Raw genomic sequence first — 11,025 nt, 5'->3', positions numbered from 1 at the left:
AGAAGCTGGATTCTTCAAAGCCCGGTGTGGTTGAACGTTTGGTAAACAGGGTCTTAAAATATGATAATTCCAAGCTCCCTGATAACCTGGAAACTACTTTAAACCATATCCTAAAAGACGTTTTTGTTATGCCTTCCTTAGCCATGGGTATCCTTGGAGACCCTAATAGGCTTAATATCGCCGCTGATGGCACTTGTATGCCTACTCATGCTTCTTATTATGGCAAGAAAGTCTGCGATTGTAAGTTAAAACCCGGCGAACGCTGCGATTGCCCCCGCTTGTTCGCTGATCCCACTGCCTCCTGGGGCTGGGATAGTTACAATGAGTGTTATTTTTATGGCCATACTTTTCATGGCTTTACAGCTTGTGACTCATTCTACAGTTTACCTATCCATATTAAATGTGTTACTGGTGAGCGTCATGATTCTGTAACTGGTGTTTATGAGCTTAAAGAGATTGTAGATTTGTATCCAGAGTTAAGTTTCTATTCTGCTGCTTTTGACTCTGCTTATGATGCCATTCCATTTTATCTTCTTAATATGTATTATGGCATCAAACCCATTATTGATCTCAACTCCCGTTCTTCTAAGCCTGAGGCTGTAGATGAGCTTATTGAATTTGATAAAAACGGGATCCCTCACTGCAAGTGTTTAGGACACCAATTACGTAACTGGGGTCTGATGTCCAAGTCCTACAGACGAAAGTGGCTTTTCCCTGTACAGTGCGATTCCTGTGACAGGTGTCATGCTTATAGCGAGAAATCATTTTATACTAAAACAAGTGATAACCTCAGGTTCTTTACTCCTATCTTAAGAGGCTCGGATGAGTGGAAGCTACTGTACAAAAGACGTTCTACCACTGAAAGGACTTGGGACAGAATTAATAATGATTTTCATGCTGAGTCTGCTGTTATTTATTCTAAAGAACGTAGAATAGTTAGGGTTTTTCTTGGTGCATTCTGTTGTTTTGTTGATGCTTGGGCTTGCGAGAGCACCTTATCCATTACTGATATATTTCCTGCTCTTTCAGGGTTTGCTGCATAACTGGGATTAAACTGTATTATTTTTTATCCAAGCTATATTTATCTGTTTAGGCTTTTTTAAAATGTTTTTAAAAAGGTCTATTTGTCATGCGCTTTTTTAGGCTCTTGCTTACTATGCTTGCTTATCATTACAAGTCTCCCTATATATTACATTTGGGATTTATTGTTTATCGAATACACTCTTAGTTTCTGTATTTTGTAACCTAATTCCTTTAACCAAGTGAATAAAATATCAATCAGCAAAATAAAATCATTTTTATGTTATAATAACCAACTGGAATACTTCGTCAAGGGGAAAATCCTATTTTGTTACGGGGGAGTTTAACCGGAAGGCCACAAACGGGCTGAAACTAATCGCCTTCGACATGGACGGCACCATCACCGAAGTGCGGAGTTCGTGGGAATACCTGCACCGCCGACCGGGTATTTGGAACAGGCAGGCGGAAAAATACCAGGAGCGCTTTCTGGCTGGCGAAATCAGCTATGAAGAATTTTGAAAAAATCATGACCGAAACCGGCGCCTCCCCCCTGGAAACGGCAGCGGTAGGCGACAGCATCGGGGACCTGGAAATGTTTATGGAAGCAGGCCTGGCCATAGCCATCAACCCCAGCGTCAAAGACCTGGCTGTTTTACGGGCGAATGTACCCCGCCTGGTGACGGTGAAAGGCCTGGAAGAGGCCGCCGTTATCCTGGAAAATCATTTCGACCGCGGCCGGGCGGTAAGCTTATGATACTAAAACATGCAAAACGGCGGGCCTAAAACACTCTGAGCACTCCCAGGATTATTTCCAGCATGATCAGAAGCACAATGGCTACTTCCAGCCAAGTGGATCGGGCGGTTACGATCTCATCGCTGAGCATGGCATAATTCTGCTGAATCACCGCAATTTTGCGTTGAATGCTATCCATCCAGGCCCTGGTGCGAAACAAGGTCAGCGCGGCGGAATAAATACGGGCATAGTAAATATCTTCCGTCACCTTGACTGAATTTTGAATGCGCTCGGTGATATCGGTTACCTCGGTCACCAGTTCCATCAACCTGCCCATGATGCGCCGGTAATGCCTCAAGCGCATGTAACTGCCCACCTGTCCCACCCGTTCCAATTCTTCATACATTTCTTCCATTGCTTCTGAAAGCAAACCGTCGTAATAGCGCAACTCCAGGAGCTGACAATTGGCAAACTCCAGGAGATCGGGCAAATCGGTACTTCCCGAGGCATCGTAAACAAGGGCCGAATCCCAGGTAATGATAACCAAATCACCGGGGAAGTAAGAATAAGAATTTTGGAGCGTTTCCCGCCTCACCCAGTCGCTGAAAGGGCCTTCCTCCCCCAACAACAGCGGAAGCGGGTCCCAATCATTTTGCCAGTTGGTAAAGAAAAAAACCGTAAAGTCCTCTACAAAGTTCCCCGACCCCTTCCCCACCAGGGCCGGCAGCAAAGTGCACTTCAATTTATCCAGTTGCCTTACAAAAACTTGTTCGTAATCATCTTGTTTTTCCAGATCTATGGCCAGCCGGTAAACATCATCATAGGAAATATCCGGTCCCAAATTAAAGCACATTACAATACTTATAACACCCAGGTCATATACACGGGCGGAAAATGAGACTTTATATTCGGTCCCGCCGATGGCGATTGTATCGTCACCCAATTCCAGGCGAACCGGAGGATTTTTTATATGAATCGATTTCGGAGGAATGCGGGACAACCTTAGGCGCGAAGTAGTCCTTTCTACGGATAATATTTTCTCCACAGCCTCAAGGTTTATCTCATCCGCTACATCATACAGGCGGTAAAGCAATATGGCCGATTCCACTAAAATTCACTCCTTCCTATTAAATCATTTTTTATATTTTAAAAGCAGGATTTTGTTTCAAAATTGACGAAAGCTTTAATAAACTTTGTGCTCACTATAACTAAAGTTTGGCAAGGGAAGAGGAGGAGTATCATGTCAGAAGCCATTAACTATTTCGACGAGGTAAGGGAAATTGTCCGGGAGATGGGCGGCCAAGATATTACCACCTGCATGCAGTGCGGCCTTTGCAGCGGCTCCTGCCCCTGGGGAAGAATGGAAAAAGAAAGTCCGTTCAGCATTCGCCAGATGATCTACATGGGCCGGCTGGGGCTGGAAGGTTTTGAAAGTGACGATATACTGTACGCCTGCACCACCTGCGGACAATGTGTTGTGCGCTGCCCCCGCGGAGTCAATATAATCGATGTCGTACGCGCCATGCGTTCCGTTGTATGTGAAACCGGTGGGATTCCCAAAAACCTGAAAGCCGTACTGGGCAGCATCAACAGTAACAGTAACCCATGGTCCCAGGACAGCGAAAAACGCACTTCCTGGACCGCAGGGCTGGATATTCCCGTATTCAGCGATCACGAGTACCTGCTTTATGTCTGCTGCACCTCCGCCTTTGACGGTCGCAGCCAGAAAATCGCCCGCGCCATCGCCGCCACTTTACAAAAAGCGGGGGTCAGCTTCGGCATCATCGGCAACGAGGAGAAATGTTGCGGCGAAGCCGTGCGCAAGATTGGCGCCGAAGAGGAATTCAGCAACCTGGCCGAATCCAATATTGAACTGTTTAAAAGCAAAGGGGTTAAGAAAATTATTACCACTTCACCTCACTGTTATTACACGTTCAAAAACGAGTATCCTGCATTTGGAGGCGACTTCGAAGTAATTCATTACACCCAGCTGTTTGCCGAACTGTTGAAAGAAGGCAAGATCAAGCCCGTCAAAGGGATCAACAAAAAAGTCATCTACCACGAACCCTGCTATCTCGGCAGGCACAGCAAAGTTTTCGAGGCGCCGCGGGAACTTTTAAGCGCCATTCCGGAATTGCAATTCACAGAATTTGATAAAAACAAGGACGACAGCATGTGCTGCAGTGGAGGCGGTGCCCGCATCTGGATGGAAACCGAAGCGGGACTGCGCTTCTCGGACACCAAGGTCAAAGAAGCCATGACCAAGGAAGTCGACTTGCTGGTAACCGCTTGCCCGTATTGCATCGTGATGCTGGAAGACAGCCTGAAAAATATAGATAAGGACGAAAAGATGGCTGTCAAAGACATCAGCGAATTAATCAGCGAAAGTTTGGAGTAATTGGTCGGCGGTCACAGGCACCGGTCGCCTGAGTGAAACCTCAACTTCTTATAGAGTTTGCCTAAAAATTACCATGTAACTCTAAAAACTATAGCAAAACCTGAAAATTTTTTAAGCCCGGTTGAAAAAATGTTTCAACCGGGCTTTTTTGCTTATTAATCAAGCAAAAAGTGCGCATAATATTATCAAAATTAGTTAAATAGGAGGTCAAGGAAAAACATGGTTTCCACTACGAGTTTGGTTGATTTTCTACGCAAAGCGAACGAAAGATTGCCTGATGAAGCGCAAAGGGTGCTACAGGCGCTGCTGGAACAGGGCAGCATGAACAAAGAGGAACTTTCCCTCACCGCCAGGGTAAAACGGGCTGTATTGGACCATATTATCATGCAGTTGTACGCCCTTGGTTTGGTCGAAATTTCAACCGAGGGCAAGAGCAAAATCTGCAGTGTTACGAAACTGGGCGATGAATTTTACAGCCTGGTCAAGGCCGGATAATATTATCCGGCCTTTTCACTTATTCTTTTTATTCTTTGGTTATATTTATTGAACGCCGTGTTTTACAACCGTTAATATGTTATAATGTGCATTAAAAATGCTTGACCAAGGAGCGCGCAATGACGAATAACCTGCATTATCTCAAAAAGATTCCCCTTTTCGCCTATCTCAACGAAGACCAGCTGGCTGAAGTGGAAAAAGTCATCATTGAACGTAACTACCAAAAAGGGCGGATTATTTTCATGGAAGGTGAGCCGGGGGAAGCGGTGTTTTTCGTTAAATCCGGCAGGATCAAGGTAACCAAACAGACCGGCGATGGGCGCGAACATATTCTTCATTTCATCAATCCGGGCGAAGTATTTGCAGAGGTTGTCATGTTCGATAACGGCACCTACCCCGCCACCGCCGAAGTAATTGAAGATTGCACCGTTGGCTTGATCAGAAACGCCGACATGGAAAAAATTATCAGCAATAACCCGGGCATCGCCCTGGGATTGCTGAAAATCATGGCCCGCCGCCTGCGCATATCCCAACAGCAGTTAATTGAACTGGCGCTGCTGGATACCACCCGGCGGGCCGCCAGCATGCTTTTGTTTTTGGCCTCGGAACAAGGTAGACAGACCGAACAGGGGATTTTAATCGACATTTCATTGACCAACCAGGACCTGGCCAACCTGATCGGCACCTCAAGGGAGACCGCCAATCGCATTCTTAACGATTTTAAACGGCAAAAAGCCATTGAGGTTAAACGAGGCCAGGTGACCATACTGGATAAGTACAAGTTGAAGTCCTGGCTGTAATACACAAAATGCATAACCCTGCTAATTGAAGCAGGATTATGCATTTTGTACATTGACTCCTTTCACTTATTGGATTACCACCTGTTGCCTGCGATGCTACTCAGTATAAAAGCAGCTATTACCAGCACGGGAAACCAACGACGCATGCCTAATCCCTCCTAACGTTCTCTTATTTTTTTTTACTTACATAGCTCAATTATTATGTACTCATTTTTTTCAGCTGATTAGTTTACCACCTGTTGCCTGCGATGCTGCTCAGTATAAAAGCAGCTATTACCAGCACGGGAAACCAACGACGCATGCCTAATCCCTCCTTCAATAATTAAAGTATTTTTTTGAAACAGGATAATTATGATATTTTAAATAATAGGTGACAAAGATTATTGCCCCAATGGTAATCAGAACATCACCAATGCTAAACAATCTTGTCATCGGCACCCACTCAGGCATTAGAAATATATCGCTCAATATTGCCAGCTTTGTATCCGGGGAGGTTAAAACAAAACTGTTAACCGGCAATCCGGACTCTAATAATTTTAATTCGTCACCGGTGGATGTTAAGTGCGCAAACTTTGCATTAATAGGCATGTTACCACCATTTAGAATAATAACCAGCGCATTACAAATTAAACCCAGGCCCACAAGAGGCACACCACGCAAGGAATAATTAAAGCCAACAAATAAAACCACCATCAATAAAGATAAAACTCGCAAATATGGAATAATATTATGTGACAACCCGACAACTTGGTAAAGGTTTGAGATGCTAATAATTTTCAATGTTACCGCAATTAACACCAACCACGAACACTTAAACGAACAATATTTTAAATTTTCCAATTTACCTCCACTAATAATAACAATTAATGCTACCACTATTACTATGATCAGAAAAAACATTACTGATACCTCTCCCTAACCGCTTTTTCTCTTTCCCAAACTTCGATAAAAGCATCAACCACTTTCGGATCAAACTGCGTTCCGCTATTTTTTTTCAGCTCCAGAAAAGCCTTTTCTTCGGACATAGCCTTTCTATAAGGCCTGTCACTGGTCATGGCATCGAAGCTATCCGCAACGGCCAGAATACGGGCACCCAACGGTATGGAGTTTGCGTTTAATCCATGGGGATACCCACAACCGTCCATGCGTTCATGATGATACAACACAAAGGATAACAAGTTTTCGTACATTTCTAAGGAGGAAAGGATATTATAACCAATTTTCGGGTGATTCTTCATCTGCTTGTACTCAATATCAGTAAGAGGCGCCGGCTTAAGAAGAATATCATCACTGACACCTATCTTGCCCAAGTCATGCACCCGACCGGCCATAATTACATTTTCAATCTGCTCATACGGCAACCCCATCTGTCTGGCTATTTGCTCAGCGTACTTGGCTACCCTAAAAGAATGGCTGGCCGTATAAGGGTCCCGTCTATCCACAACATCAGCTAGCAGTTCTATCGTTGTTCTGGTTTGCTGTCGTAATTTTAAATAATTTTTAAAACTATTATGAGACAGGGCAAGTGGCGGCAAAATCAATATTATACTCCAGGGTTCATTGATGTATAAGATTACCATCAATAAACTTAATGGCGCCAGGGATGTCAGAAAAAGAACGTTCATCCCCAAATCCATTTTAATAATATCAATTAAAGCTATTTTAAGGGACAACGATACAATTATCGCCACGAGAGTAATATTGAAAATAACAAATGTAAGCGTTGTGAAAATGAAGGGGACAATATATTGGTTGACAGCTAAAATATGCTGATCTGTAGGACTTAACTTTTCATATACCATACCGGCCGCAAACAAACTGATTGAATATTGAGCAGTATTAAAAACCATCTTTTGCCAGCCCCGCCTGCCGATAATATCTGCAAGAGCACTGCCGACACTTGTAATAACAATGCTGCTCGAGGTCCCGTAGATCATTAACATAGCCAGGTTTATCGCAAATCCGACGGATACTTGTCCACCTTTCACATCAAACGGGACAGTTTTCATTTCTGCTATAACAAAAACCGCTATCCAGAACAAATAGACGTAAATATTATCAGGGTTTAGATTTTGAAAAGCAAAAGCTAGTATTACTAAACCCGCTAAAGATACACCTGTAAAATATAAATTAAATAAAATCTTGTGCCAATCCAAGATGTCTGCCTCCCAGCATGTCAGTGTTTTACAACCTTTGCTGCTTATTGATAATGCATTGATTGGTACTTTGGCAGCAGGTTAAAAACACCTGCCCTTACAATTATGTTTGGTGACATGGTTGTCTGGGTGGCATGAATAAAAAATATTATTTAAAAAAATCCCATTTCAACCTGTTCAAAACCCAATATTTTTGAGATAATAAAATTTTAAGCAATTATACCACCCTACCATGTCCAAAGCAAGCCATAAATTACCAACTAGCTATAAAATTTACGACAAATTTCTGAATTATCATACAGACAGGCAAATAATTCCTCGAACTAAGTCATTCAAATTAAAATTAAAACACATCAAACATATTTTTGGAGGTAAAATGCAAAAAATATGGAAATTGTTAAAAGAAGATTTTATGTACCAGTGTTAGACATTTAATATTGAATCACCTTTTTCTTCTCGATAATTTTTTGCGTTCATTTCATCCTGAAATAACGCTTTTATAACTTAACTGTTCAGATTACATTGGAGTTAAACAAGGGGAATGCAATGCTCACTTACATAGTAAAAAGACTGGCGACATCTATTATAACCATTTGGTTGATTATCACCATTACTTTTGCGCTCATGCACGCCATTCCCGGCGGGCCCTTCACCAGGGAAAAAGTTCTTCCCGAGCCGGTGAAAAAAAACATTGAAAAAAGGTATCACCTTAACGACCCGCTGTGGAAACAGTATATCGACTACTTAAAAAACCTGGCCCGGGGGGATCTGGGACCTTCCTTCAAATACCAGGGAGTTACGGTTAATAAAATCATTGCCGACGGTTTTCCCGTTTCAGCCCAGCTTGGTTTGGCCTCACTGGCCATTATGCTGCTCATCGGCCTTCCGGCGGGCATTATTTCCGCATTAAGGCAAAATAAGTGGCAGGACCACCTGGCCATGTTCCTCGCCACCCTGGGTGTAGCCATGCCCAATTTCGTCATCGCCACCCTGCTTATTTATTTCGTCGGGGTAAAGTTGGGGTGGCTCCCCACCTCCAGGTGGATCTCCTGGAAAAGCGTAATTATGCCGGCCATAGCCCTGGCAGGCTACTATACCGCCTACATCGCCCGCCTTACCCGTTCCAGTATGCTGGAAGTTTTACAGCAGGATTATATCCGTACCGCCAGGGCAAAGGGTTTGCCCGAGCGGGTAGTAGTGTACAAACACGCTTTAAAAAACGCTTTAATTCCCATTGTTACCTACCTGGGACCTTTAATTGCCGGAATATTGACGGGTTCCTTCGTCATCGAAAAAATATTCGCCATTCCCGGTTTGGGACAGCATTTTGTAACCAGCATCAGTAACAGGGATTATACCACAATCATGGGGGTAACTGTTTTTTACGCTACTTTGCTGGTGCTGATGAATTTCATCGTGGACGTTGTATATAGTTTTATCGACCCGCGCATCCGTCTCGGAAAATAGGAGGAAGAACCAGGATGGAAAAGCTGCCGGTATTCGGTATCAGTCCCGACAAATTCAAACCTTTGCCCGCCGGCATAAAAGAAACCATTAAGTCGACAAGGCAGGGCGAAACTTACTGGCAGGACGCCCGGCGCAGGTTAAAACAAAACAAACTGGCCATGCTCGGCTTGTATACAATTATTTTCATTATCCTGCTCGCCATCTTCGGGCCGGTTTTTTCACCCTACTCCTATTCAGATCAATTTCTCGACAAACAAGGGCTCGGGCCTTGCAAAGAGTTTTGGTTCGGAACCGATACCCTGGGCCGCGATTTATTTGTGCGGGTGCTTTACGGAGCTAGAATTTCGCTTGCCGTCGGCTTTGTGGCCAGTTTAATCAACCTTACCGTGGGCGTGATCTACGGCGGCATCGCCGGTCTCGCCGGGGGTAAAGTGGATAATATCATGATGCGCATCGTGGACATTTTTTACTCCATCCCCCTGATCCTTTACGTTATTTTATTAATGGTTTTAATCGGGCCCGGGCTAAAAAGCATTTTCATCGCTCTGGGCCTGGTATACTGGATGGACATGGCCCGGATCGTACGGGCCCAGGTGCTCAGCCTGAAAGAGCAGGAATTTGTCATGGCCGCGCGGGTCCTGGGCGCAGATTCCAAAAGGATCCTGTTCAGACACCTGATTCCCAATTGCATCGGCCCCATCATTATCACCATATCCATGAATATCCCCATGGCTATTTTCACCGAAGCTTTTTTAAGCTTTCTCGGCCTGGGCGTGGCGGTACCCATGGCCAGTTGGGGTGTGCTGGCTTCCGACGCGCTCCCGGCCATCAGGTCGTACCCGCACATACTTTTCTTCCCGGCCATGGCCATATCGATCACAATGCTGGCGTTCAACTTTTTAGGGGACGGGCTCAGGGACGCCCTGGATCCCCGCTTGAGAAAATAGGAAGGAGCGGCCATGAAAAATATACTGGAAGTCAAAGACTTGCACACCTCCTTCTTTACTCACCTGGGAGAGGTTAAAGCCGTCAACGGAGTCAGCTTTGCCGTCGGGCCGGGGGAAGTCATTGGCATAGTGGGGGAATCCGGTAGCGGCAAGAGCGTAACTTCTTTATCCATCATCAACCTGCTGCCCTTTCCCGGGAAAATAGTTGGTGGGTCAATTCTCTTTGCAGGAAAGGAACTGATCAACCTGCCGGAAAAAGAGATGCAAAAAATTAGGGGTAATGAAATCAGCATCATCTTTCAGGACCCCATGACATCCCTTAACCCCGTTTTCACCGTGGGGAACCAAATCATGGAACCGCTGGTGCGCCACCGGGGGTTGAGCCGTGACGAAGCCAGGCAAAAAGCAATTGAAATGCTGGCCATGGTGGGCATTCCCAGCCCGGAAAAAAGAATCAACCAGTACCCGCATGAATTCAGCGGCGGTATGAGACAGCGGGTCATGATCGCCATGGCTTTATGCTGCCGTCCCAAGCTGCTTATCGCCGACGAACCTACCACCGCCCTGGATGTAACCATCCAGGCCCAGATTATTGAACTGATGAAAGACCTGCGGGACAAAACCGGCACTTCCATAATCCTGATTACCCACGACCTGGGCGTGGTGGCCGAGGTTTGCAGCCGGGTGATTGTGATGTATGCCGGCTCAATTATTGAGCAGGGGAATCGAAGGGACATTTTTTACCGCCCCAGGCACCCCTATACCCGGGGGTTACTCAGGTCGGTTCCCGGTATCCGGGCAAAACAAAAGGAACGGCTCAAGCCCATCGACGGGCAACCGCCCGATTTGCTCAACACCGCCGCGGGCTGCCCTTTTTACCCGCGGTGCGAGCATGCCATGCTGATTTGCGCGGAAGAACGACCCTCTTACACGGAGTTTAGTTCGGCGCACAAGGCCGCCTGCTGGCTGTATCATCCCCTGGCGCCCCGGGTGGAAAGGAGTATTTGAA

General features: G+C 45.3%; 11 protein-coding genes. 8 read left to right on the top strand and 3 right to left on the bottom strand.

Annotated features, from left to right (window positions below; translation table 11 throughout):
- A partial coding sequence (locus tag IT084_RS05560; protein WP_243276769.1) for a transposase occupies positions 1–1,043 on the top strand: 1,043 nt, incomplete at its 5' end.
- A gap of 482 nt (positions 1,044–1,525) precedes the next feature.
- On the top strand, positions 1,526–1,774 hold the full coding sequence (locus IT084_RS05555) for an HAD hydrolase family protein (RefSeq protein WP_195711839.1): 249 nt from the start codon (positions 1,526–1,528) through the stop codon (positions 1,772–1,774).
- 25 nt (positions 1,775–1,799) lie between these two features.
- Here IT084_RS05555 and IT084_RS05550 read toward each other — a convergent pair whose 3' ends face one another.
- The gene (locus tag IT084_RS05550; RefSeq protein WP_195711838.1) at positions 1,800–2,861 is read right to left on the bottom strand and encodes a hypothetical protein; all 1,062 of its coding nucleotides are present in this window, start codon (positions 2,859–2,861) and stop codon (positions 1,800–1,802) included.
- Positions 2,862–2,993: 132 nt separating this feature from the next.
- Here IT084_RS05550 and IT084_RS05545 point away from each other — a divergent pair, with 132 nt between their 5' ends.
- From IT084_RS05545 to IT084_RS05535, 3 genes are all read left to right on the top strand, one after another.
- On the top strand, positions 2,994–4,151 hold the full coding sequence (locus IT084_RS05545) for a (Fe-S)-binding protein (protein ID WP_195711837.1): 1,158 nt from the start codon (positions 2,994–2,996) through the stop codon (positions 4,149–4,151).
- 219 nt (positions 4,152–4,370) lie between these two features.
- Positions 4,371–4,646 carry a transcriptional regulator gene (locus IT084_RS05540; protein WP_195711836.1) on the top strand — a complete coding sequence of 92 codons (276 nt, stop codon included), beginning with the start codon at positions 4,371–4,373 and terminating at the stop codon, positions 4,644–4,646.
- Between the two features lie 119 nt (positions 4,647–4,765).
- Positions 4,766–5,446, top strand: coding sequence for a Crp/Fnr family transcriptional regulator (locus IT084_RS05535; RefSeq protein WP_195711835.1), 681 nt, complete (start codon positions 4,766–4,768; stop codon positions 5,444–5,446).
- A 315-nt stretch (positions 5,447–5,761) separates the two neighbouring features.
- Here IT084_RS05535 and IT084_RS05530 read toward each other — a convergent pair whose 3' ends face one another.
- Together IT084_RS05530 and IT084_RS05525 are read right to left on the bottom strand one after the other, a co-directional pair.
- Positions 5,762–6,346: a DUF5317 domain-containing protein gene (locus IT084_RS05530; RefSeq protein WP_195711834.1), complete on the bottom strand. Its 585-nt coding sequence runs from the start codon at positions 6,344–6,346 to the stop codon at positions 5,762–5,764.
- The gene (locus tag IT084_RS05525; RefSeq protein WP_195711833.1) at positions 6,346–7,602 is read right to left on the bottom strand and encodes an HD-GYP domain-containing protein; all 1,257 of its coding nucleotides are present in this window, start codon (positions 7,600–7,602) and stop codon (positions 6,346–6,348) included. Before IT084_RS05525 ends, IT084_RS05530 begins: the two co-directional genes overlap by 1 nt.
- Positions 7,603–8,148: 546 nt before the next feature.
- Between IT084_RS05525 and IT084_RS05520 the strand changes: the two genes are divergently transcribed.
- From IT084_RS05520 to IT084_RS05510, 3 genes are read left to right on the top strand one after another with little or no spacing between them, the layout of a single operon-like run.
- Positions 8,149–9,069, top strand: a complete 921-nt coding sequence (locus tag IT084_RS05520; RefSeq protein WP_195711832.1) for an ABC transporter permease — start codon at positions 8,149–8,151, stop codon at positions 9,067–9,069.
- Positions 9,070–9,083: 14 nt separating this feature from the next.
- On the top strand, positions 9,084–10,016 hold the full coding sequence (locus IT084_RS05515; protein WP_195711831.1) for an ABC transporter permease: 933 nt from the start codon (positions 9,084–9,086) through the stop codon (positions 10,014–10,016).
- A 12-nt stretch (positions 10,017–10,028) separates the two neighbouring features.
- Positions 10,029–11,024 carry an ABC transporter ATP-binding protein gene (locus IT084_RS05510; RefSeq protein ID WP_195711830.1) on the top strand — a complete coding sequence of 332 codons (996 nt, stop codon included), beginning with the start codon at positions 10,029–10,031 and terminating at the stop codon, positions 11,022–11,024.
- Position 11,025: the final 1 nt, after the last annotated feature.

The organism is Desulfallas sp. Bu1-1 (assembly GCF_015594625.1).
Lineage (GTDB): Bacteria > Bacillota > Desulfotomaculia > Desulfotomaculales > Desulfallaceae > JADNRQ01.
Note: the sequence above shows the minus strand (reverse complement) of the source record. Positions and strands in the feature narration are given on the sequence as shown.

What these genes read in the sequence shown, in the direction of transcription:
- IT084_RS05510 (WP_195711830.1), top strand. Translation starts at nt 10,029, where the DNA reads ATGAAAAATATACTGGAAGTCAAAGACTTGCACACCTCCTTCTTTACT.
- IT084_RS05540 (WP_195711836.1), top strand. Translation starts at nt 4,371, where the DNA reads ATGGTTTCCACTACGAGTTTGGTTGATTTTCTACGCAAAGCGAACGAA.
- IT084_RS05535 (WP_195711835.1), top strand. Translation starts at nt 4,766, where the DNA reads ATGACGAATAACCTGCATTATCTCAAAAAGATTCCCCTTTTCGCCTAT.
- IT084_RS05555 (WP_195711839.1), top strand. Translation starts at nt 1,526, where the DNA reads ATGAAGAATTTTGAAAAAATCATGACCGAAACCGGCGCCTCCCCCCTG.
- IT084_RS05545 (WP_195711837.1), top strand. Translation starts at nt 2,994, where the DNA reads ATGTCAGAAGCCATTAACTATTTCGACGAGGTAAGGGAAATTGTCCGG.
- IT084_RS05520 (WP_195711832.1), top strand. Translation starts at nt 8,149, where the DNA reads ATGCTCACTTACATAGTAAAAAGACTGGCGACATCTATTATAACCATT.
- IT084_RS05530 (WP_195711834.1), bottom strand. Translation starts at nt 6,346, where the DNA reads ATGTTTTTTCTGATCATAGTAATAGTGGTAGCATTAATTGTTATTATT.
- IT084_RS05515 (WP_195711831.1), top strand. Translation starts at nt 9,084, where the DNA reads ATGGAAAAGCTGCCGGTATTCGGTATCAGTCCCGACAAATTCAAACCT.